The following is a 20,822-nucleotide window of genomic DNA, read 5'->3' as shown; positions in this document are numbered from 1 at the left end:
CGAGGCGCCAGGAGGCGAGCATGATCCCCAGAACCCTGTTCAGTTCCGACCACGAGCTTTTCCGCGACAGCGTGCGCAAGTTCCTCGAGCAGGAAGCCGTGCCCTTCCATCACCAGTGGGAAAAGGACGGTCACATCGACCGCTCCCTGTGGAACAAGGCGGGGGAGGCGGGCATGCTCTGCTCGCACATCCCCGAGGCCTACGGCGGCATGGCCGCGGACTTCCTCTACAGCGCCGTGGTGATCGAGGAGATCGGCCGCTTCGGCCTGACCGGCATCGGCTTCTCCCTGCACTCGGACATAGTCGCGCCCTACATCCTGCATTACGGCAGCGAGGCGCAGAAGCAGCACTACCTGCCCAAGCTGGTTTCCGGCGAGATGGTCGGCGCCATCGCCATGACCGAGCCGGGCGCCGGCTCCGACCTGCAGGGGGTGAAGACCACCGCGGTGCTGGATGGCGACGAGTACGTGATCAACGGCTCCAAGACCTTCATCACCAACGGCTTTCTCGCCGACCTGGTGATAGTGGTCGCCAAGACCGATCCCAAGGCCGGCGCCAAGGGCACCAGCCTGTTCCTGGTCGAGGCCGGCACCCCGGGATTCGAGAAGGGCAAGCGCCTGGAGAAGGTCGGCATGAAGGCCCAGGACACCTCGGAGCTGTTCTTCCAGGATGTCCGCGTGCCCAAGGAGGCGCTGCTCGGCCAGCCGGGGCAGGGCTTCATCTACCTGATGCAGGAACTGCCCCAGGAGCGCCTGACCGTGGCCCTGGGCGCCCTGGCCTCGGCCGAGGCGGCGCTGAAGTGGACGCTCGACTACACCCGCGACCGCAAGGCCTTCGGCAAGGCCGTGGCGGACTTCCAGAACACCCGCTTCAAGCTGGCCGAGATGGCCACCGAGATCCAGATCGGGCGCACCTTCGTCGACCGCTGCCTGGAGCTGCACCTGGAAGGCAAGCTTGACGTGCCCACCGCGGCCATGGCCAAGTACTGGACCACCGACCTGCAGTGCAAGGTGCTCGACGAGTGCGTGCAGCTGCACGGCGGTTACGGCTTCATGTGGGAATACCCGGTGGCCCGCGCCTGGGCCGATGCGCGGGTGCAGCGCATCTATGCGGGGACCAACGAGATCATGAAGGAGATCATCGCCCGGTCGTTGTAAGCGGCTGCGGGCCTTTCGTAGGAGCGAGCTTGCTCGCGAACCTTCCTTGCACAGGGCCTGTCCGGCAGAGTGCGGTTCGCGAGCAAGCTCGCTCCTACAGGGGCGGCTCTCAGGGCGCCGGGTTCGGCTGGTCCTTGTGGATCGCCTCGATGCCGGCCAGGACTTCCTCGGAGAGTTGCAGCTGGAAGCTGGCGAGGTTGCTTTCCAGCTGCTCCAGCGACGTCGCGCCGATGATGTTGCTGGTCACGAACGGCTGGCGGGCGACGAAGGCCAGGGCCATCTGCGCCGGGTCCAGGCCGTGCTCGCGGGCCAGGGCCACGTAGCGGGCGCAGGCGCGCTCGCTCTGCGGGTTGGTGTAACGGGTGAAGCGGCTGAACAGGGTGATGCGGGCGTTGGCCGGGCGCGCGCCGTTGTCGTACTTGCCCGAGAGCATGCCGAAGGCCAGCGGCGAGTAGGCCAGCAGGCCGCAGCGCTCGCGGATGGCGATTTCCGCCAGGCCCACCTCGAAGCTGCGGTTGAGCAGGTTGTAGGGGTTCTGGATGGAGACCGCGCGCGGCCAGCCGCGCTCCTCGGCCAGCTGCAGGAAGCGCATGGTGCCCCAGGGCGTCTCGTTGGACAGGCCGACGTGGCGGATCTTGCCGGCGCGCACCTGCTCGTCGAGCACCTCCAGGGTTTCCTCCAGCGGGGTGAAGTCCTGCGCCTTGTGCTGGTAGCCGAGCTGGCCGAAGAAGTTGGTGCTGCGCTCGGGCCAGTGCAACTGGTAGAGGTCGATCCAGTCGGTCTGCAGGCGCTTCAGGCTGGCGTCCAGGGCCGCGACTATGTTCTTGCGGTCGTGTTTGAGCTGGCCGTCGCGGATGTGGCTGATGCCGTTGCCGGGGCCGGCCACCTTGCTGGCCAGGATCCACTCGGCGCGGTCGCCGCGCAGGCGGAACCAGTTGCCGATGATCTGCTCGGTGCGCGAGTAGGTCTCCGCGCGCGGCGGCACCGGATACATCTCGGCTGTGTCGATGAAATTGACGCCGGCGGCCTTGGCCAGGTCGATCTGGGCGAAGGCCTGGGCCTCGGTGTTCTGCTCGCCCCAGGTCATGGTTCCCAGGCACAGGGCGCTGACTTTCAGTTCGGTGCGGCCGAGCGGGCGGTACTCCATGGCGTCTCCTCGTGAAATCAAGTGGTTAACAAGGTTGTAAATTCTGCCGGAATCTGCATAATTCGGCAGCCTTTCATCGGTAGGGGATGCCTAGCCTGCCGATTGATACATCTAGTCGTTACGGACGCACACTGACCCGAGCCCCAAATCGTGTCTGTTTCTGGCTGTCCTTGACTTGTCAAGGCAACCACTGTCCAGTAAGATTCGCCGTCTTATTTTCAGGCGGCCCCTGAGGCTATAACGAATGAAAACTTTCACCGCGAAACCAGAAACTGTTAAGCGCGACTGGTTCGTCGTCGACGCTGCTGGCCTGACCCTGGGTCGTCTGGCTACCGAAATCGCTACCCGCCTGCGCGGCAAGCACAAGCCGGAATACACCCCGCACGTTGATACCGGCGACTACATCGTCGTGATCAACGCCGAACAGGTCCGTGTCACCGGCGCCAAAGCCACCGACAAGATGTACTACCATCACTCGGGCTTCCCGGGCGGTATCAAGTCGATCAACTTCGAGAAGCTGATTGCCAAGGCTCCCGAGCGCGTCATCGAGATCGCGGTCAAAGGCATGCTGCCGAAGAACCCGCTGGGTCGCGACATGTACCGCAAGCTGAAAGTGTACAAGGGTGCCAACCACCCGCACACCGCTCAGCAGCCTCAAGAACTGAAGATTTAACGGGATAGCACATCATGTCGGCGACTCAAAATTACGGCACTGGCCGTCGTAAGACCGCTACCGCACGCGTCTTCCTGCGTCCGGGTACCGGCAATATCTCCATCAACAACCGCAGCCTGGACGTGTTCTTCGGCCGCGAAACCGCTCGCATGGTCGTACGTCAGCCGCTCGAGCTGACCGAGAACACCGAGAAGTTCGACATCTACGTCACCGTCGTCGGTGGTGGTGTCAGCGGCCAGGCCGGTGCGATCCGTCACGGTATCACCCGCGCCCTGATCGAATACGACGAGACCCTGCGCAGCACCCTGCGCAAAGCCGGCTACGTCACCCGCGATGCCCGTGAGGTTGAACGTAAGAAAGTCGGTCTGCGTAAAGCGCGTAAGCGTCCGCAGTACTCCAAGCGTTAATACGACGCTTCGAAAAAAACGCCCAGTGCCGAGAGGACTGGGCGTTTTTTTATGCCTAGGATTAAGGGGGCCGGTAATTTATGCGGCAAGGTGTCGCACGGCCTGGGAGCCGCATGGCGCAAGGGTTCCAGCTTCCTGCTTGGGGGTAATTACCTTGTCAGCTACAGGGCTTTTCTTTACCATTTGGCGAATTTTTCTGCGGCACAACTTTTACTCTAAGGCCCGAGAAGATAACGGGCTAAAGCTGATGGGAGACGACTGAATGAGTAATGACGGCGTGAATGCAGGCCGGCGTCGCTTCCTCGTCGCGGCCACTTCGGTGGTCGGCGCCGCGGGAGCTGTCGGAGCTGCGGTCCCGTTCGTGGGGTCATGGTTCCCCAGTGCCAAGGCCAAGGCGGCCGGCGCACCGGTGAAGGTGAACGTCGGCAAGATCGAGCCAGGGCAGCAGGTCATCGCTGAGTGGCGCGGCAAGCCGGTGTTCCTGGTTCACCGAACCAAGGAAATGCTCGATGCCCTGCCGACCCTCGAAAGTCAGCTGGCCGACCCGGACTCCAAGGCCTCCGACCAGCCGACCTACGTCGATCCCAAGCTGCGCTCCATCAAGCCGGAACTCGCCGTCATCGTTGGTATCTGCACCCACCTGGGCTGCTCGCCGACCTTCCGCCCGGAAGTCGCTCCCGCCGACCTCGGCCCGGACTGGAAGGGTGGCTACTTCTGCCCCTGCCACGGCTCCCACTACGATCTGGCCGGTCGCGTCTACAAGGGCCAGCCCGCGCCCCTGAACCTGCCGATTCCGCCCTATAGCCTCGATGGTGACGTGCTGACCATCGGTGTGGACCAGGAGAAAGCCTGATGAACAAGTTCATGGCTTGGGTCGATGCCCGCTTCCCCGCGACCAAGATGTGGGAAGACCATCTGAGCAAGTATTACGCCCCGAAGAACTTCAACTTCTGGTACTTCTTCGGCTCCCTGGCACTGCTGGTGCTGGTCAACCAGATCCTCACCGGTATCTGGCTGACCATGAGCTTCACTCCGTCCTCGGAAGAAGCCTTCGCCTCCGTGGAATACATCATGCGCGATGTGGACTACGGCTGGATCATCCGCTACATGCACTCCACCGGTGCATCGGCGTTCTTCATCGTGGTCTACCTGCACATGTTCCGCGGCCTGCTCTACGGCTCCTACCAGAAGCCGCGCGAACTGGTCTGGCTGTTCGGCATGCTGATCTACCTCGCCCTGATGGCCGAGGCCTTCATGGGCTATCTGCTGCCCTGGGGCCAGATGTCCTACTGGGGCGCCCAGGTGATCATCTCGCTGTTCGGCGCCATCCCGGTGGTGGGCGAGGCGCTGGCGCAGTGGATCCGCGGTGACTTCCTGATCTCCGGCATCACCCTGAACCGCTTCTTCGCCCTGCACGTGATCGCCCTGCCGATCGTCCTGCTCGGCCTGGTCGTGCTGCACATCCTGGCGCTGCACGAAGTCGGCTCGAACAACCCCGACGGCGTGGACATCAAGAAGAAGAAGGACGAGAACGGCATCCCGCTGGACGGCATCCCGTTCCACCCGTACTACACCGTCAAGGACATCCTCGGCGTGGTGGTCTTCCTGTTCGTGTTCTGCACCGTGATCTTCTTCTTCCCGGAAATGGGCGGGTTCTTCCTCGAGAAACCCAACTTCGAGATGGCGAACCAGTTCAAGACCCCCGAGCACATCGCCCCGGTGTGGTACTTCACCCCGTTCTACGCGATTCTGCGCGCCGTTCCGGACAAGCTGATGGGCGTCATCGCCATGGGCGCCGCCATCGCCGTGCTGTTCGTACTGCCGTGGCTCGACCGTAGTCCGGTGCGCTCGATCCGCTACAAGGGCTGGCTGAGCAAGATCTGGCTGGTGATCTTCGCGGTGTCCTTCGTGATCCTCGGCTACTACGGCTCGCAAGCGCCGTCGCCGCTGGGCACCACGCTGTCGCGTCTGTGCACCATCCTGTATTTCGCGTTCTTCATCCTGATGCCGTTCTACACCCGGATGGAGAAAACCAAACCGGTTCCGGAAAGGGTGACTGGCTGATGAAAAAGCAATTCGCAGCATTGATTCTGGCCCTGGTGCCCCTCTTCGGCTTCGCCGCCGAAGGCCACGGACCGGCCCTCGATCACGTCGACATCGACCTGACCGACAAAGCAGCCATGCAGGACGGCGCGCGTACCTTCGCCAACTACTGCATGGGTTGCCACAGCGCCAAGTTCCAGCGCTACGAGCGCGTTGGCCGTGACCTGGGGATTCCCGAGGAGCTGATGCTCAGCCACCTGGTGTTCACCGGGGCGAAGATCGGCGACCACATGGACATCGGCATGAAGCCGGCCGACGCCAAGGTCTGGTTCGGCGCCGCGCCGCCGGACCTGACCCTGGTGGCCCGCGTGCGTGGCACCGACTGGCTGTACACCTACCTGCGCTCCTTTTACGAGGACCCCAAGCGTCCGTGGGGGGTGAACAACAAGGTGTTCCCCAACGTCGGCATGCCCAACGTGCTGGGTAGCGTGCAAGGCCGCCAGGTTATCGGTTGCAAGCAGATCCAGGTCGTGGAAAATGGCAAGAAGCAGTTCGATCCGCTGACCGGTACGCCGCTGACCCACGAGGCCTGCGACCAGCTCACCGTGGTGCCGAAGACCGGCCAACTGACCGAGGCGCAGTTCGACGAGAAGGTGAAGAACCTGGTGACCTTCCTGGCTTACTCGGCTGACCCGAACAAGCTGGATTCCCACCGCATCGGCACCTACGTCCTGCTGTACCTGGCCTTCTTCTTCGTGTTCGCCTACCTGCTCAAGCGCGAGTACTGGAAGGACGTGCACTAAGCACAAGCCAGTTCCAAGCGTTGAAGCGCGCGCGCCCTACGGGGCGCGCGCGTCTTTTTAGCTCCCTGAAATGCTGTTGCGAGGAGGCCCGGCATGGCCGCAGTCAATAAGCTCACCTGTTACTCCGACCCTGCCGATCACTACTGCCATCGTGTGCGTTTGGTCCTGGCGGAAAAGAACGTCCAGGCCGACATCGTCGAGGTCCAGGCAGGGCGCTGCCCGCCGAAGCTGGCCGAGGTGAACCCCTACGCCAGCGTGCCGACCCTGGTCGACCGCGACCTCGTACTCTACGAGTCGACGGTGATCATGGAGTACCTGGAGGAACGCTATCCGCACCCGCCACTGATGCCGGTGTACCCGGTGGCGCGGGCCAACACCCGCCTGCTGGTGCACCGCATCCAGCGCGACTGGTGCGCCCTGGTCGACCGCATCCTCGACGATCGTCAGAAGGATGGCGATCGCGCCTTGGCGCGCAAGGAGTTGCGTGAGAGTCTAACGGGGGTGTCGCCGCTGTTCGCCGAGAAGCCTTTCTTCCTCAGCGAGGAGTTGAGCCTGGTCGACTGCTGCCTGCTGCCGATCCTCTGGCGCCTGCCGCTGCTCGGCATCGAGCTGCCGCGCCAGGCCAAACCGTTGCTCGACTACATGGAGCGGCAGTTCGCCCGCGACAGCTTCCAGGCTAGTCTGTCCTCCATCGAACGTGATATGCGCTAAGGAAACCGATGATGAATTCCAGTCGACCCTACCTCGTACGAGCCCTCTATGAGTGGATCGTCGACAACGGCTGTACACCGCATATCCTGGTGAACGCCGAGTATCCGGGGGTCAGGGTGCCGCCGGGCTATGCCAGCGACGGCCAGATCGTCCTCAACGTGTCGCCCACGGCCGTGCGCCACCTGCAGATGGACAACGAGGCGGTGAGTTTCGAGGGGCGCTTCGGTGGCGTGGCGCAGAGCCTGTACATCCCGTCCCAGGCGGTGATGGCGGTCTACGCGAGGGAGAATGGCCAGGGCATGGTCTTCGACCTGGAGCCGCCGGTGCCGGCGGACGACGAGGAGTTGCAGGACGACGGTGGCCCCAGCGACGAGCCGCCAAGGCCCAGCGGGCGGCCCAGCCTGAAGGTGGTCAAGTAGGAAAAAAGGCGATCCGAGGATCGCCTTTTTCATGCCCGCGCGGTTTCGATGGTTCGCCGACAGGCGGGTTGGTCCGTAGGAGCAGCTGCTTTGCAGGGGGCGCCGAGGGGCCTTGCGAAAACGATGCGGTCGTGGCGATGGGTATCGCTTCGCTCAACCCATCCTACGGCGGCGTTTCTCCTGCGAAGGGCGGCGACAATGCTTAACCTCGTCATTCCCGCGAGCGCGGGACGCGGCTCCATCGCGAACAGCGCTTGCGCTGGCCCGAAGGGGAATAACCCAGAGACTTTTGGGTTGGGCTCGGTGTAGCGCGTCGCTCTGAGTGCGTTGATGTTTCTTGTTTCGCCCCCTCGGGCGAGTCCCTTTTGTCAAACGGTGGAAGGCCACCCCCGCAAAAAGGAACCAAAAAGGCTTGCCCCGCATACGGGCCCGACAGAGTCGGGCTACCCTCGCGAACTCCCCCGCCACGGAGGCCCGCCCCGAGGGTACGTCCCTGTAGCTCGCGGGGCTCTCGCGACATCCATGTCGCATGACCTCCTGAGCGCGGGCTTCGTTCGGCCTTCTGAAGGGGCGTTTCGGTGCGCTCGGAGGTTTCTCTGGAAGTCCAAGAGCAAAAACCGCTTTTGCTTTTGCTCTTCGTAGGAGCGAGCTTGCTCGCGAACCCGCCCGTCACTGGATTCCCGCGTTCGCGGGAATGACGGGGTGGGATTAGGCGTTCCAGGCTGACTCCAAACTCCCCGCCCACTCCGAACAGCCCCCTCTCCCTTCAGGGAGAGGGTTGGGGAGAGGGCGCTCTTACCCCCCCAACGCCGCAGCCGCCGGGAAACTCCCTTCGCGAGCAAGCTCGCTCCTACAGGGAAGACGCCATGCCTTCCGCTGGACTGTAGACGCCTCGGTGGCACGGCCAACGGCGGATAACCGCGAACGGTTATGCGCCCTACAGCGGTCGCGGTAGCAAGAAAAAGCCCCGCGTGGCGGGGCTTTTTCAACTGGTTGAAGTCGCTCAGTCGATGTACTCGAACAGCCGGACGATCTTCTGCACGCCATTGACGTTCTGCACCACCTGGGTGGCCAGGTCGCCTTCGCGGCGGGTCACCAGGCCCAGCATGTAGACGATGCCGTTCTCGGTGACGACCTTGATGCGCGAGGACGGCACGTTGGCGTCGGTGAGCATCTGCGTCTTGATCTTGGTGGTCAGCCAGGTGTCGTTGTTGCGCGCCAGCAGCGAGGAGGGTTGCAGGACCTGCAGCTCGTTGTGCACGGTCTTGACCTTCTGCACGTTGCGCGCGGCCTGCTCGGCCTTGTTCTTCAGGTCGGCGCGCGGCGTCTGGCCGGCCAGCAGGACCACACCGTTGTAGCTGATGACCACGATGTGCGAGTTGCGGTCCAGGTCCGGATCGGCCTTGGCGACGTTGACCGCGACCTTGGTCTCGATCAGCGAATCGTCGATGGTGCTGCCGATGGTGCGGGTGCCGCGGTTGTCGTCGATGGGCTCCTCGCGGGTGGCGCTGAGGAAGCTGCTGCAGCCGCCCATGACCAGGGTCAGGGCAAGGAGGCCGGCGAGGGTCAGCGGACTACGACTCATTCTTCACTCCCGAACAGTTGACGATCGATGAGGTCGCACAGGCAGTGGATCACCAGCAGGTGCACTTCCTGGATGCGTGCGGTCACCTTGGCCGGCACGCGGATTTCGACGTCCTCCGGCAGCAGCAGCGAGGCCATGCCGCCGCCGTCGCGGCCGGTCAGGGCCACCACCACCATCTCGCGGTCGTGGGCGGCCTGGATGGCCTGGATGACGTTGGCCGAGTTGCCGCTGGTGGAAATCGCCAGCAGCACGTCGCCGGGCTGGCCGAGGGCGCGGATCTGCTTGGAGAACACCTCGTTGTAGCTGTAGTCGTTGGCGATCGAGGTGATGGTCGAGCTGTCGGTGGTCAGGGCCACTGCGGGCAGGCTCGGGCGCTCGCGCTCGAAGCGGTTGAGCAGCTCGGAGGAGAAATGCTGGGCGTCGCCCGCCGAACCGCCGTTGCCGCAACTGAGGATCTTGCCTTCGTTGAGCAGGGCATTGACCATCACCATACTGGCCTGTTCGATATGCGGAATCAGCACTTCCGTGGCCTGCTGCTTGGTCTCGATGCTGGCATGGAAGAGCTGGCGGATACGGGATTGCATGTCCATCAGGTGTGACCTTTCGTCGAGCGTCTGATCAGGTGTCAAAGGCGTTGGTGATCCAGTTCAGTTGAGCGGGTGGGGTTCCCGCGGAGGGCTGCACCGCTATTACGTCGAACCGGCAAGGGTGCCGGGACCAGCGGGCTTCCTGTTGCAGAAAATGTTCGGCGGCGGCGATCAGCCGCTGGCGCTTGTGCGCGTCCACGCTTTCCAGGGCGCCGCCCCAGGCCTGGTGCCGGCGGCAGCGAACTTCGACGAATACTACTGTATCGCCGTCCAGCATGACCAGATCGAGCTCGCCGCGGCGGCACCGCCAGTTCTGCGCCAGCAGGCGCAGGCCCTGGCGCTGCAGGTGCTCGCGGGCGAGCTGCTCGGCGCGGCGCCCGAGTTCCTGCGAGTCGCCGCGCCGTCCGCTCAAAGGCCGCCGTTCTCCAGCGGCTGTGCCTGGCCATTGCGGAACTCCGCCCAGGGCAGCTGGCGCTGGATGCGCTGGTTGGGCGCCAGGCTCAGGTTGCCGGTGAAGCCGTCGAGCTGCATGCTCGGCAGGGCCTTGAGTTCCGGCAGGCGCGGCGCCAGGCGGTAGGCGTCGGCGCCCATGGCGTAGAGCCGGCCGAGGCTGCTGGCGGCCTGCGGCCACTGGGCCACGACCTGCTGGCGCAGCGGGTTGCCGGTCTGCAGCAGCCAGGGCGTCTCGCAGAAACGGATGCCGTTGAGGTCCTGGTCCTGCGCCGGGTTGTTCTGCCCGGTGTAGAGGTTGGAGGTGGCGTAGACCGGCAGGTCGCCGGCGTACTGGAAGGCCAGGGTCGGCTTGATCTGGCGCGCCTGTTGCGGGGTCGAGGCGAGGAAGATGAAGTCGATGTCCTGGCGGCGCGAGGGCTGGGTGTCAACGTTGCTGTCGAGAACGCCCTGCAGGCGCTTGGCGCGGCCTTCGCTCTGGCGCAGCTGGAGCAGGTCGGCGATCTGCTGGGCCAGCTCCACCGGCTGGTCGACGTGCTCGGCGGCGATCAGGGTGCCGCCGCGGGCCTGCCAGTCACGGCTGAAGGCGGCCAGCACGCGGTCGCCCCAGTCGCCGCGCGGCACCAGCGCCACGGCGCGGCGCTGGCCGTCGTCCCAGGCCTTGCGGGCCACTTCGCGGGCCTCGTCCTCGGCCGACAGGCCGAACTGGAACAGTTGGGCCGGGCCGGTCTGGGCGCTGTCGGTGTAGTTCAGGGCCAGGGTGGTGATGGGCAACTGCGGGCGATCGCCGAGTTGCTTGACCAGCGGCTTCTCCAGCGGGCCGACCACCAGTTGCACGCCGTCGGCCTGGGCCTGGCGGTAGAAGTCGTCCAGCGAGCGCACCTGGCTGCTGTCGTAGAGCTGGATGGACGGTTGCTGGCTGCCGCTCTGCTGGGCCTGGTAGTAGGCGGCCATGAAGCCGTCCTGCAGGGCTCGGGCGACGCCGGCCAACTGGCCCTGCTGGGGCAGCAGCAGGCCGATCTTGTTCAGCGGCTGGGCGGCCAGCGCCTTGAGCTTCTCCAGGGCGTCCGGCAGTTGCTTGGCCGCCGGGTGCTGCGGGTTCTGCTGGCGCCAGGTGTCGATGTTGGCCTGCTGCTCCTGCAGGGTCGAGGCGCTCTTCACCACGCGGGCCAGCTCCATCCAGCCGTTCAGGTCGCCTTCGTTGGCCACGGGTTGCAGTTGCTCCACCGGCAGGCTGGAGACCAGGCCCCAGATGGCCTCGTGGTTGGCCTTGCTGGCCTCGGCGTTGAGCAGCGGGTCGACGAACACGCGTTCGCGGGCGGCGGCCAGGGTCTGGCCGTCGGCGGCCAGGGCCTGGGCCTTGACCAGGCCGCTGCGCGCCTGCTGTTCCACCGGCAGTTCGCCCAGGTGGGTGAAGCTGGGGTGGTCGAAGGCCTTGAGGGCGGCCTTGGGCTTGTTGCGGGCCAGGGCGATCTGCGCGTCCAGGGTGCTGGCGAAAATCTGCTGCGCCGGCTTCAGGCTATCCATCGGGATCTGTTCGAGGATCTGCGCGGCGCGGCCGACGTCCTTCTGCTGGTAGGCCAGGTCGGCGGCCGACAGCTTGAGCAGCACGGCTTCCTCGGGCTTGGCGGTGGCGGCCTGCTGCAGCAGTTGCTCGATGCTGGCGTTCGGGGTGCGCGGCAGTTCGCCGAGGTTGGAAGAGGGCGAACTGGCGCAGGCGGCCAGCAGGGTGGCCAGGCACAGGGCGGAAAGCGGACGCAGTCGAGCGATCATCATCGGGCTTCTCGTGGCGCATTCAAAAAGAGTCTGCAATTGTACCCAAGGCGGCTGGCTGAGGCGATGGCGGGTGCCGGAAACGGGATACAATGGGGAATTTTCCGGTTCGGGCTTAAGGAGTGCTGCGTGTCCCTCGGTACCTTGTATGTGGTGGCTACGCCCATCGGCAACCTCGACGACATCAGCGCCCGCGCCCAGCGCACCCTGCGCGAGGTGGCCCTCATCGCCGCCGAGGACACCCGCCATTCGATCCGCCTGCTGCAGCACTTCGGCATCGAGACGCCGCTGGCCGCCTGCCACGAGCACAACGAGCGCGAGCAGGGCGGGCGCTTCATCACCCGCCTGCTGGCGGGGGACGACGTGGCGCTGGTGTCCGACGCCGGCACGCCGCTGATTTCCGACCCCGGCTACCACCTGGTGCGCCAGGCGCGTGCCGCGGGCATCCGGGTGGTCCCAGTGCCGGGGGCCTGCGCGCTGATCGCCGGGTTGTCGGCGGCGGGCCTGCCGTCGGACCGCTTCATCTTCGAAGGGTTCCTGCCGGCCAAGACGGCCGGCCGCAAGGCGCGCCTGGAAGCGCTGCGCGAGGAGCCGCGCACGCTGATCTTCTACGAGGCGCCGCACCGCATCCTGGAGTGCATCCAGGACATGGCCGAGGTGTTCGGCGAGGCGCGCCAGGCGGTGCTGGCCCGCGAACTGACCAAGACCTTCGAGACCCTCAAGGGCCTGCCCCTGGGCGAGCTGCGCGACTGGGTGGCGGCGGACGCCAACCAGCAGCGTGGCGAGTGCGTGCTGCTGCTGGCCGGCTGGGAAGCGCCGGAAGAGGAGGGTATCGACGCCGAATCGCTGCGGGTGCTCGACCTGCTGCTGGCGGAGCTGCCGGTCAAGCGCGCGGCGGCGCTGGCGGCGGAGATCACCGGGGTGCGCAAGAACCTGCTGTACCAGGCGGCGCTGGAGCGCAAGGCGGACTGAAGCATCGGTTCGCGAATCCGAGACCTTCGTACCAGGCTGGCGGATTGCCCTTGCGGCAGGCCGCCGCTGTCGCTAACCTTGGCGGCGGAGAGTCGATTGGACAGTCGCTGCTCCGTGGTTCGCCGCGGGGGGGAGGAAAGTCCGGGCTCCATAGGGCAGAGTGCCAGGTAACGCCTGGGAGGCGCGAGCCTACGGAAAGTGCCACAGAAAATAACCGCCTAAGCGCTACAGCGCCGGTAAGGGTGAAAAGGTGCGGTAAGAGCGCACCGCACGGCTGGCAACAGTGCGTGGCTAGGTAAACCCCACTCGGAGCAAGACCAAATAGGAATCCGTTGCGTGGCCCGCGCTGGATTCGGGTAGGTCGCTTGAGGCGTTCAGTGATGGACGTCCCAGAGGAATGGCTGTCCTCGACAGAACCCGGCTTACAGATCGACTCTCTCCTCTTTTCCCACTTCTTCCCACAACGACCATTTGTCGCGCGATGGAAGAAGCATAAATCTTAAGAAGTTGCTTTAAGTAGAAAAGCCCAGTGTTTTGAAAACACTGGGCTTTTTGCCTTTCCAGGTAGCGTCAAAAACGCTGCGAAACCTCTTAAAAGCACGCTAAATCTCCGTCCTATAAGGATTTTTCCCTCTGGCCTCGCCTTGACGGTGGGGAGTGCGCATTTCTATAGTGTGCGCAAGTGGTATGAAGTGGGTAAAAGTGGGATCAACTGGCAAGGAAAGCCAACCACCGGGGGAAACGCTGACGTGTTTCGCGGAGCCAACGCCATCAGTCTCGACGCCAAAGGGCGCCTCGCGATGCCGAGTCGGTATCGTGACGAGCTCGTTTCGCGTTGCAATGGCCAGCTCATCGTCACCATCGATGCCGTCGACCCCTGCCTGACCGTCTACCCCTTGCCCGAATGGGAACTCATCGAAGCCAAGCTCCGCGAGCTGCCCTCGCTGCGTGAAGAAACGCGGCGCTTGCAGCGTTTGCTGATCGGCAACGCGGTGGACCTGGAACTGGATGGCAACGGGCGTTTCCTGGTGCCGCCGCGGCTGCGCGAGTACGCCAAGCTGGACAAGCGGGCGATGCTCGTCGGCCAGTTGAACAAGTTCCAGCTGTGGGACGAAGACAAGTGGAATGCGGTGGCCGAGGCCGACCTCGCCGCCATCAAAGAACCCGGCGGACTGCCGGATGAACTACGCGACCTGATTCTGTGAGCCTGCCTGTGAACGCCACCTACCAACACATCACCGTACTGCTCGAGGAGGCCGTCGAAGCGCTGGCCCCAAGGGCGGGCGGCTGCTATGTGGACGGTACCTTCGGCAGAGGAGGGCACAGTCGGGCCTTGCTTGGCAGGCTGGACCCGGGCGGGCGGTTGCTCGGGTTCGACAAGGACCCCCAGGCGATAGCCACGGGTCAAGCACTGGCGGCCGAAGATGGCCGCTTCGTCGTTGTACAAAGGTCGTTCGCCGAGATGGGCGAAGAGCTGGCCGCGCGCGGCCTGACCGGCCATGTCGACGGCGTGCTGCTGGACCTGGGCGTGTCCTCGCCGCAGCTGGACGACCCCGAGCGCGGCTTCAGCTTCCTCAACGACGGCCCGCTGGACATGCGCATGGACCCCAGCCGCGGCGTCAGCGCCGCCCAGTGGATCGCCAGCGCCGCCGAGGACGAGATCGCCCGGGTGTTCAAGGAGTACGGCGAGGAACGTTTCGCCAAGCGCATGGCCCGCGCCATCGTGCAGCGCCGGGCGGAGAAGCCCTTCGAGCGCACCGCCGACCTGGCCGCCGTGATCACCGAGGCCAACCCGGCCTGGGAAAAGGGCAAGAACCCGGCCACCCGGGCCTTCCAGGGCCTGCGTATCCACGTCAACAACGAACTGGGCGACCTCGAGCGTGGCCTGGACGCCGCCCTGGAGGCCCTGGCCATAGGCGGTCGCCTGGTGGTGATCAGCTTCCACTCGCTGGAAGACCGCATCGTCAAGCAGTTCATGCGCAAGCACGCCAAGGGCGAGGCGGACAACCTGCCGCGCGACCTGCCGATTCGCGCCAAGGCCTTCGAGCCGCGCCTGAAACTGCTGGGCAAGCCGCAGTACGCTTCCGAGGCCGAACTCAAGGCCAACCCGCGCTCGCGCAGCGCGGTGATGCGCGTGGCGGAGAAGCTGCGATGAGCCGCCTGTTCGCCAAGCGCCTGCCCACCGGCAGCTTCATCATGCTGCTGCTGTTCATCGGCCTGCTGCTGTCGGCTATTTCCGTGGCCTACAGCGCCTACTGGAACCGCCAGCTGCTGAACACCCTGTACACCGAGCTGAGCGTGCGCGACAAGGCGCAGGCCGAGTACGGCCGGCTGGTCCTGGAGCAGAGCACCTGGACCGCCTACAACCGCATCGAGACACTGGCCACCGGCCAGTTGAAGATGCGCGTGCCGGACCCGGCGGAAATCATCATGGTGGCGCCATGAAGAACCTCAACGGCGCGCTCTACCCCTGGCGTTTCCGCGTCGCCATCGGCCTGCTGCTGGTGATGGTGTCGGCCATCGTCTGGCGCATCGTCGATCTGCACGTGATCGACCACGACTTCCTCCAGGAGCAGGGCGACGCGCGCAGCGTGCGGCACATCTCCATTCCGGCCCACCGCGGGCAGATCACCGATCGCAACGGCGAGCCGCTGGCGGTGAGCACCCCGGTCGCCACCCTCTGGGCCAACCCCAAGGAGCTGGTCCTCGAACGCGACAAGTGGCCGATCCTGGCCCACGCCCTGGGGATCAACCGCGATGCGCTGAGCGCACGGCTGGAGCAGATGGCCGACAAGGAATTCATCTACCTGGTCCGCGGGCTGACGCCCGAGCAGGGCGAGGCGGTGATGGCCGAGGTCAAGGCCAACAGGATTCCCGGCGTCTACTCCATCGAGGAGTTTCGTCGTTTCTACCCGGCCGGCGACGTCACCGCCCAGGTGGTCGGCTTCACCGACGTGGACGACCGCGGCCGCGAGGGCGTCGAGCTGTCCTACGACAGCTGGCTGGCCGGCGTGCCGGGCAAGCGCCAGGTGCTCAAGGACCGCCGCGGCCACCTGATCCGCGACCTGCAGGTCACGCGCAACGCCAAGGCCGGCAAGACCCTGGCGCTGTCCATCGACCTGCGCCTGCAGTACCTGGCCAACCGCGAGCTGCGCAACGCCATCGTCGAGAACGGCGCCAAGGCCGGCAGCCTGGTGATCCTCGACGTGAAGACCGGCGAGGTCCTGGCCATGGCCAACCAGCCGACCTACAACCCGAACAACCGCCGCGACATGCAGCCGGAGATGATGCGCAACCGCGCCATGATCGACGTCTTCGAGCCGGGTTCGACCATGAAGCCGTTCTCCATGAGCGCGGCCCTGGAAACCGGGCGCTGGAAGCCCAGCGACACCGTCGAGGTCTACCCGGGCACCCTGCAGATCGGCCGCTACACCATCCGCGACGTGTCGCGCACCGAAGGCCCGGTGCTGGACCTCACCGGCATCCTCATTCGCTCCAGCAACGTGGGCATGAGCAAGGTCGCCTTCGACATCGGCGGCGAGGCCATCTACCAGCTGATGCAGAAGGTCGGCCTGGGCCAGGACACCGGGCTGGGCTTCCCCGGCGAGCGCGTCGGCAACCTGCCCAACTACCGCGAGTGGCGCAAGGCCGAGACCGCCACCCTGTCCTACGGCTACGGCCTGTCGGTCACCGCCATCCAGCTGGCCCACGCCTACGCGGCCCTGGCCAACAACGGCCAGACGGTGCCGCTGACCATGGTCCGCGCCGACCGCCAGCCGACCGCCAGCCAGGTGATCCCGGAGCCGGTCGCCAAGACCATGCAGGGCATGCTGCAGCAGGTGGTCGAGGCGCCGAACGGCGTCTACCGCGCCCAGGTCCCTGGCTACCACGTGGCCGGCAAGTCCGGTACCGCGCGCAAGACCCAGACCGGCGCCAAGGGCTACGCCGAGAATTCCTACCGCTCGCTGTTCGCCGGCTTCGGGCCGATGAGCAACCCGCGTTTCGTGGTCGTCGTGGTGATCGATGAACCCAGCAAGGCCGGCTACTTCGGTGGCCTGGTCTCGGCCCCGGTGTTCAGCAAGGTGATGTCCGGCACGCTGCGCTTGATGAACATTCCGCCAGACAACCTGCAGACGACCCCGCAGCAGCAAGCCGATGCTGCGCCCACGAAAGGAGGGCGTGGCTGATGCCGATGAGCCTTAACCAACTGCTGCCGCAGGCCGAAGCCGGCGTGCTGATCCGCGAGCTGACCCTGGACAGCCGCGCGATCAAGCCGGGCGACCTGTTCCTGGCCATTCCCGGCGCCCAGCATGACGGCCGCGCGCACATCGCCGACGCCGTCGCCCGTGGCGCCGCCGCCATCGCCTACGAAGCCGAGGGCGCGTCCGTCGCGCCCATCGGCGATACGCCGCTGGTCGCCATCAAGGGCCTGGCCGCGCAGCTGTCGGCCATCGCCGGGCGTTTCTACGGCGAGCCCAGCCGCGGCGTCGAGCTGATCGGCGTCACCGGCACCAACGGCAAGACCAGCGTCAGCCAACTGCTGGCCCAGGCCCTGGACCTGCTCGGCCAGCGCTGCGGCATCGTCGGCACCCTCGGCAACGGTTTCCACGGCGCCCTGGAAAGCGGCAAGCACACCACGCCCGACGCCCTGGCGCTGCAGGCCACCCTGGCGCGGCTGAAGCAGGCCGGCGCCCGTGCCGTGGCCATGGAGGTTTCCTCCCATGGCCTGGAGCAGGGCCGCGTGGCCGCCCTCGAATTCGACGTCGCGGTGTTCACCAACCTGTCCCGCGACCACCTCGACTACCACGGCACCATGGAAGCCTATGGCGCCGCCAAGGCCCGGCTGTTCGCCTGGCCGGGGCTGAAGTGCCGGGTGATCAACCTGGACGACGCCTTCGGCCGCCAACTGGCCGGCGAAACCCACGCCTCGCGCCTGATGGGCTACAGCCTGGAAGACGCCAGCGCCTTCCTCTATTGCCGCGAGGCGCGCTTCAGCGACGCCGGCGTCGAGGCCCTGCTGGTCACGCCCAAGGGCGAAGGCGTGTTGCGCAGCTCGCTGCTCGGCCGCTTCAACCTGAGCAACCTGCTGGCGGTGGTCGGTGCGCTGCTAGGCCTGGACTACCCGCTGGGCGACATCCTCAAGCTGCTGCCGCAGCTGCAAGGCCCGGTGGGCCGCGTGCAGCGCCTGGGCGGCGGCGACAAGCCGCTGGTGGTGGTGGACTACGCCCACACCCCCGATGCCCTGGAAAAGGTCCTGCTGGCGCTGCGTCCGCACGCCCACGGCAAGCTGCTGTGCCTGTTCGGCTGCGGCGGCGACCGCGACCGCGGCAAGCGCCCGATCATGGCCCAGGTGGCCGAGCAGCATGCCGACGGCGTGCTGGTGACCGACGACAACCCGCGTACCGAAGACCGCGCGCGGATCATCGACGACATCCGCGCCGGTTTCGCCAGGCCCGAGGCCGTGCGCTTCGTGCCGGGCCGCGGCCAGGCTATCGCCGAGCTGATCGCCGGCGCCGGCGCCGACGACGTGGTGCTGCTGGCCGGCAAGGGCCATGAGGATTACCAGGAGATCGCCGGCGTCCGCCATCCGTTCTCCGATCTGCAAGAAGCCGCCAAGGCGCTGGCTGCCTGGGAGGTGAAGAAAGATGCTTAAGCCGCTGCTGCTCAGTGAAGTCGCCGCTGCCCTTGAGGGCCGCGTGCTGGGCGCCGACGTCGCCTTCGACGCGGTGAGCACCGACAGCCGCGCCATCGAGGCCGGCCAACTGTTCGTTGCCCTCGCCGGGCCGCGCTTCGACGGCCACGACTACCTCGCCGAGGTCGCCGCCAAGGGCGCCGTCGCCGCCCTGGTGCAGCGCGAAGTGGCGGATGCGCCGCTGCCGCAACTGCTGGTGGCCGACACCCGCGAGGCCCTCGGCCGCCTCGGCGCGCTGAACCGCGCCGGCTTCACCGGCAAGGTGGCGGCGGTGACCGGCTCCAGCGGCAAGACCACGGTCAAGGAGATGCTCGCCAGCATCCTGCGTACCCAGGGCGAGGTCCTGGCCACCCGCGGCAACCTGAACAACGACCTGGGCGCGCCCCTGACCCTGCTGCAGATCGGCCCGCAGCACGCCAGCGCGGTGATCGAGCTGGGCGCCTCGCGCGTCGGCGAGATCGCCTACACCGTCGGCCTGACGCGCCCGCAGGTGGCCATCATCACCAACGCCGGCACCGCCCACGTCGGCGAGTTCGGCGGCCAGGACAAGATCGTCCAGGCCAAGGGCGAGATCCTCGAAGGGCTCGACGACACCGGCACCGCCGTGCTGAACCTCGACGACCGCGCCTTCGACACCTGGAAGAAGCGCAATGGCGAACGCCGCGTGCTGAGCTTCGCGCTGAACAAGACCAGCGCCGACTTCCGTGCCCGCGACCTGCAGCGCGACGCCCGCGGCTGCGTCGGCTTCACCCTGCTGGGGCTGGCCGGCGAGGCGCGCATCCAGCTCAACCTGCTGGGCGAGCACAACGTCGCCAACGCCCTGGCCGCCGTGGCTGCGGCCCACGCGCTCGGCGTGCCGCTGGTCGGGATCGTCCGGGGTCTTGCGCAATTGCAGCCGGTCAAGGGCCGCGCGGTAGCCCAGTTGGCGACCAACGGCATGCGGGTGATCGACGACAGCTACAACGCCAACCCGGCGTCAATCTGCGCGGCCATTGATATACTCGCCGGCTTTTCCGGCCGGACCGTCCTGGTCCTCGGGGACATGGGCGAACTGGGCGCCTGGGCCGAGGCCGCGCACCGCGAGGTGGGCGCCTACGCCGCGGGCAAGGTCGGTGCGCTCTATGCCGTGGGGCCGCTGATGCGCAACGCCGTCGAGGCGTTCGGCGCGGCGGGCCGGCACTTCGCCGACCAGGACAGCCTGATCCAGGCCCTGGCCGGCGAACCCTCCACCACCACCATTCTGATCAAGGGCTCGCGCAGCGCGGCGATGGACAAGGTCGTCGCGGCGCTGTGCGCGTCCCCCGAGGAGAAACATTAATGCTGCTGCTGCTCGCCGAGTACCTGCAACAGTTCTACAAGGGCTTCGGCGTCTTCCAGTACCTGACCCTGCGCGGCATCCTCAGCGTGCTGACCGCGCTCGCCCTGTCGCTGTGGCTGGGCCCGTGGATGATCCGCACCCTGCAGATCCGCCAGATCGGCCAGGCCGTGCGCAACGACGGGCCGCAGTCGCACCTGTCGAAGAAGGGCACCCCGACCATGGGCGGCGCCCTGATCCTCACCGCCATCGCCATCAGCACCCTGCTCTGGGCCGACTGGTCGAACCGTTACGTCTGGGTGGTGCTGGCCGTGACCCTGCTGTTCGGCGCCATCGGCTGGGTCGACGACTACCGCAAGGTGATCGAGAAGAACTCCCGCGGCCTGCCGAGCCGCTGGAAGTATTTCTGGCAGTCGGTGTTCGGCCTGGGCGCCGCGGTCTTCCTCTACCTGACCGCCGAGACGCCGGTCGAGACCACGCTGATCCTGCCGCTGCTGAAGAACATCGAGATTCCCCTGGGCATCTTCTTCGTGGTGCTGACCTACTTCGTCATCGTCGGCTCCAGCAACGCGGTGAACCTGACCGACGGCCTGGACGGCCTGGCGATCATGCCGACGGTGATGGTCGGCGGCGCCCTGGGCATCTTCTGCTACCTGTCGGGCAACGTGAAATTCGCCGAATACCTGCTGATCCCCAACGTGCCGGGGGCCGGCGAGCTGATCATCTTCTGCGCCGCCATCGTCGGCGCCGGGCTGGGCTTCCTGTGGTTCAACACCTACCCGGCGCAGGTCTTCATGGGCGACGTCGGCGCGCTGGCCCTGGGCGCCGCGCTGGGCACCATCGCGGTGATCGTGCGCCAGGAAATCGTGCTGTTCATCATGGGCGGGGTGTTCGTCATGGAAACCCTGTCGGTGGTCATCCAGGTCGCCAGCTTCAAGCTGACCGGAAAACGGGTGTTTCGCATGGCGCCCATCCACCACCACTTCGAACTCAAGGGCTGGCCGGAGCCGCGCGTGATCGTGCGCTTCTGGATCATCACGGTGATTCTCGTGCTGATCGGCCTGGCCACGTTGAAACTGCGTTGAGGG

General features: G+C 66.1%; 21 protein-coding genes and 1 other RNA gene. 17 read left to right on the top strand and 5 right to left on the bottom strand.

From position 1 onward, the window contains the following. Window positions 1-20: 20 nt before the first annotated feature. Entirely contained in the window at window positions 21-1,157 is a 1,137-nt protein-coding gene (locus M8R19_RS10320; RefSeq protein ID WP_249917741.1) for an acyl-CoA dehydrogenase family protein, read from the top strand. A gap of 109 nt (window positions 1,158-1,266) precedes the next feature. On the opposite strand, the gene M8R19_RS10315 is transcribed toward M8R19_RS10320, so the two are convergent. Then, complete coding sequence (locus M8R19_RS10315; protein ID WP_249917740.1) at window positions 1,267-2,304, bottom strand: NADP(H)-dependent aldo-keto reductase; 1,038 nt, start codon at window positions 2,302-2,304, stop codon at window positions 1,267-1,269. 244 nt (window positions 2,305-2,548) lie between these two features. Here M8R19_RS10315 and rplM point away from each other — a divergent pair, with 244 nt between their 5' ends. The 7 genes from rplM to M8R19_RS10280 all read left to right on the top strand — a co-directional run bounded on the left by rplM (window position 2,549) and on the right by M8R19_RS10280 (window position 7,360). After that, on the top strand, window positions 2,549-2,977 hold the full coding sequence (gene rplM, locus M8R19_RS10310) for a 50S ribosomal protein L13 (RefSeq protein WP_009617884.1): 429 nt from the start codon (window positions 2,549-2,551) through the stop codon (window positions 2,975-2,977). Window positions 2,978-2,991: 14 nt separating this feature from the next. Beyond that, window positions 2,992-3,384: a 30S ribosomal protein S9 gene (gene rpsI, locus M8R19_RS10305; RefSeq protein ID WP_074977751.1), complete on the top strand. Its 393-nt coding sequence runs from the start codon at window positions 2,992-2,994 to the stop codon at window positions 3,382-3,384. Between the two features lie 262 nt (window positions 3,385-3,646). Further along, window positions 3,647-4,237: a ubiquinol-cytochrome c reductase iron-sulfur subunit gene (petA, locus tag M8R19_RS10300; RefSeq protein ID WP_058071403.1), complete on the top strand. Its 591-nt coding sequence runs from the start codon at window positions 3,647-3,649 to the stop codon at window positions 4,235-4,237. Then, window positions 4,237-5,448: a cytochrome b gene (locus M8R19_RS10295; RefSeq protein WP_009617889.1), complete on the top strand. Its 1,212-nt coding sequence runs from the start codon at window positions 4,237-4,239 to the stop codon at window positions 5,446-5,448. The genes petA and M8R19_RS10295 overlap by 1 nt, the downstream gene beginning before the upstream one ends. After that, window positions 5,448-6,230: a cytochrome c1 gene (locus M8R19_RS10290; protein ID WP_009617891.1), complete on the top strand. Its 783-nt coding sequence runs from the start codon at window positions 5,448-5,450 to the stop codon at window positions 6,228-6,230. The genes M8R19_RS10295 and M8R19_RS10290 overlap by 1 nt, the downstream gene beginning before the upstream one ends. A 93-nt stretch (window positions 6,231-6,323) precedes the next feature. Then, on the top strand, window positions 6,324-6,941 hold the full coding sequence (locus M8R19_RS10285) for a glutathione S-transferase N-terminal domain-containing protein (RefSeq protein WP_009617896.1): 618 nt from the start codon (window positions 6,324-6,326) through the stop codon (window positions 6,939-6,941). Between the two features lie 11 nt (window positions 6,942-6,952). Continuing rightward, the gene (locus M8R19_RS10280) at window positions 6,953-7,360 is read left to right on the top strand and encodes a ClpXP protease specificity-enhancing factor (protein WP_024128168.1); all 408 of its coding nucleotides are present in this window, start codon (window positions 6,953-6,955) and stop codon (window positions 7,358-7,360) included. Between the two features lie 1,003 nt (window positions 7,361-8,363). Here M8R19_RS10280 and M8R19_RS10275 read toward each other — a convergent pair. Genes M8R19_RS10275 through M8R19_RS10260 form a run of 4 tightly spaced genes read right to left on the bottom strand, consistent with a single transcriptional unit; the run spans window position 8,364 to window position 11,755 of the window. Beyond that, entirely contained in the window at window positions 8,364-8,945 is a 582-nt protein-coding gene (locus tag M8R19_RS10275; RefSeq protein ID WP_009617898.1) for a BON domain-containing protein, read from the bottom strand. Beyond that, window positions 8,942-9,535 carry a phosphoheptose isomerase gene (locus tag M8R19_RS10270; RefSeq protein WP_009617899.1) on the bottom strand — a complete coding sequence of 198 codons (594 nt, stop codon included), beginning with the start codon at window positions 9,533-9,535 and terminating at the stop codon, window positions 8,942-8,944. Before M8R19_RS10270 ends, M8R19_RS10275 begins: the two co-directional genes overlap by 4 nt. Window positions 9,536-9,563: 28 nt before the next feature. Next, window positions 9,564-9,944: a YraN family protein gene (locus M8R19_RS10265; RefSeq protein ID WP_043272367.1), complete on the bottom strand. Its 381-nt coding sequence runs from the start codon at window positions 9,942-9,944 to the stop codon at window positions 9,564-9,566. Beyond that, on the bottom strand, window positions 9,941-11,755 hold the full coding sequence (locus M8R19_RS10260; protein ID WP_249920156.1) for a penicillin-binding protein activator: 1,815 nt from the start codon (window positions 11,753-11,755) through the stop codon (window positions 9,941-9,943). The genes M8R19_RS10265 and M8R19_RS10260 overlap by 4 nt, the downstream gene beginning before the upstream one ends. A gap of 129 nt (window positions 11,756-11,884) precedes the next feature. On the opposite strand from M8R19_RS10260, the gene rsmI reads away from it, so the two are divergent. The 9 genes from rsmI (at window position 11,885) to mraY (ending at window position 20,819) form a co-directional block, all read left to right on the top strand. Continuing rightward, window positions 11,885-12,727 (top strand): 16S rRNA (cytidine(1402)-2'-O)-methyltransferase, encoded by an 843-nt coding sequence (gene rsmI / locus M8R19_RS10255; RefSeq protein ID WP_249917739.1) that lies wholly within the window; start codon window positions 11,885-11,887, stop codon window positions 12,725-12,727. 88 nt (window positions 12,728-12,815) lie between these two features. Continuing rightward, window positions 12,816-13,168: RNase P RNA component class A (gene rnpB, locus M8R19_RS10250), an RNA gene on the top strand. 308 nt (window positions 13,169-13,476) lie between these two features. Further along, entirely contained in the window at window positions 13,477-13,932 is a 456-nt protein-coding gene (gene mraZ / locus M8R19_RS10245; protein ID WP_249917738.1) for a division/cell wall cluster transcriptional repressor MraZ, read from the top strand. An 8-nt stretch (window positions 13,933-13,940) separates the two neighbouring features. Next, a complete protein-coding gene (gene rsmH / locus M8R19_RS10240; protein WP_249920155.1) occupies window positions 13,941-14,882 on the top strand; it encodes a 16S rRNA (cytosine(1402)-N(4))-methyltransferase RsmH in 942 nt (313 codons plus the stop codon). Continuing rightward, complete coding sequence (gene ftsL, locus M8R19_RS10235; RefSeq protein WP_074977759.1) at window positions 14,879-15,172, top strand: cell division protein FtsL; 294 nt, start codon at window positions 14,879-14,881, stop codon at window positions 15,170-15,172. The genes rsmH and ftsL overlap by 4 nt, the downstream gene beginning before the upstream one ends. Continuing rightward, complete coding sequence (locus M8R19_RS10230; RefSeq protein ID WP_249917737.1) at window positions 15,169-16,914, top strand: peptidoglycan D,D-transpeptidase FtsI family protein; 1,746 nt, start codon at window positions 15,169-15,171, stop codon at window positions 16,912-16,914. Before ftsL ends, M8R19_RS10230 begins: the two co-directional genes overlap by 4 nt. Continuing rightward, entirely contained in the window at window positions 16,914-18,380 is a 1,467-nt protein-coding gene (locus tag M8R19_RS10225) for a UDP-N-acetylmuramoyl-L-alanyl-D-glutamate--2,6-diaminopimelate ligase (RefSeq protein WP_249917736.1), read from the top strand. Before M8R19_RS10230 ends, M8R19_RS10225 begins: the two co-directional genes overlap by 1 nt. After that, on the top strand, window positions 18,373-19,737 hold the full coding sequence (locus M8R19_RS10220; protein ID WP_249917735.1) for a UDP-N-acetylmuramoyl-tripeptide--D-alanyl-D-alanine ligase: 1,365 nt from the start codon (window positions 18,373-18,375) through the stop codon (window positions 19,735-19,737). Before M8R19_RS10225 ends, M8R19_RS10220 begins: the two co-directional genes overlap by 8 nt. After that, a complete protein-coding gene (gene mraY / locus M8R19_RS10215; protein ID WP_009617910.1) occupies window positions 19,737-20,819 on the top strand; it encodes a phospho-N-acetylmuramoyl-pentapeptide-transferase in 1,083 nt (360 codons plus the stop codon). The genes M8R19_RS10220 and mraY overlap by 1 nt, the downstream gene beginning before the upstream one ends. Window positions 20,820-20,822: the final 3 nt, after the last annotated feature.

Source organism: Pseudomonas sp. R3.Fl, from assembly GCF_023516765.1.
Classification (GTDB): domain Bacteria; phylum Pseudomonadota; class Gammaproteobacteria; order Pseudomonadales; family Pseudomonadaceae; genus Pseudomonas; species Pseudomonas citronellolis.
This window is presented reverse-complemented; position numbering and strand designations above follow the sequence as displayed.

Excerpts from the sequence above, each read along its gene's own strand:
- ftsL (WP_074977759.1), top strand. The coding sequence starts at position 14,879 with ATGAGCCGCCTGTTCGCCAAGCGCCTGCCCACCGGCAGCTTCATCATG.
- M8R19_RS10225 (WP_249917736.1), top strand. The coding sequence starts at position 16,914 with ATGCCGATGAGCCTTAACCAACTGCTGCCGCAGGCCGAAGCCGGCGTG.
- M8R19_RS10275 (WP_009617898.1), bottom strand. The coding sequence starts at position 8,945 with ATGAGTCGTAGTCCGCTGACCCTCGCCGGCCTCCTTGCCCTGACCCTG.
- M8R19_RS10230 (WP_249917737.1), top strand. The coding sequence starts at position 15,169 with ATGAAGAACCTCAACGGCGCGCTCTACCCCTGGCGTTTCCGCGTCGCC.
- M8R19_RS10270 (WP_009617899.1), bottom strand. The coding sequence starts at position 9,535 with ATGGACATGCAATCCCGTATCCGCCAGCTCTTCCATGCCAGCATCGAG.
- M8R19_RS10220 (WP_249917735.1), top strand. The coding sequence starts at position 18,373 with ATGCTTAAGCCGCTGCTGCTCAGTGAAGTCGCCGCTGCCCTTGAGGGC.
- M8R19_RS10295 (WP_009617889.1), top strand. The coding sequence starts at position 4,237 with ATGAACAAGTTCATGGCTTGGGTCGATGCCCGCTTCCCCGCGACCAAG.
- rpsI (WP_074977751.1), top strand. The coding sequence starts at position 2,992 with ATGTCGGCGACTCAAAATTACGGCACTGGCCGTCGTAAGACCGCTACC.
- M8R19_RS10260 (WP_249920156.1), bottom strand. The coding sequence starts at position 11,755 with ATGATCGCTCGACTGCGTCCGCTTTCCGCCCTGTGCCTGGCCACCCTG.
- M8R19_RS10280 (WP_024128168.1), top strand. The coding sequence starts at position 6,953 with ATGAATTCCAGTCGACCCTACCTCGTACGAGCCCTCTATGAGTGGATC.
- M8R19_RS10315 (WP_249917740.1), bottom strand. The coding sequence starts at position 2,304 with ATGGAGTACCGCCCGCTCGGCCGCACCGAACTGAAAGTCAGCGCCCTG.
- M8R19_RS10285 (WP_009617896.1), top strand. The coding sequence starts at position 6,324 with ATGGCCGCAGTCAATAAGCTCACCTGTTACTCCGACCCTGCCGATCAC.
- rplM (WP_009617884.1), top strand. The coding sequence starts at position 2,549 with ATGAAAACTTTCACCGCGAAACCAGAAACTGTTAAGCGCGACTGGTTC.
- mraY (WP_009617910.1), top strand. The coding sequence starts at position 19,737 with ATGCTGCTGCTGCTCGCCGAGTACCTGCAACAGTTCTACAAGGGCTTC.
- M8R19_RS10320 (WP_249917741.1), top strand. The coding sequence starts at position 21 with ATGATCCCCAGAACCCTGTTCAGTTCCGACCACGAGCTTTTCCGCGAC.
- petA (WP_058071403.1), top strand. The coding sequence starts at position 3,647 with ATGAGTAATGACGGCGTGAATGCAGGCCGGCGTCGCTTCCTCGTCGCG.
- M8R19_RS10290 (WP_009617891.1), top strand. The coding sequence starts at position 5,448 with ATGAAAAAGCAATTCGCAGCATTGATTCTGGCCCTGGTGCCCCTCTTC.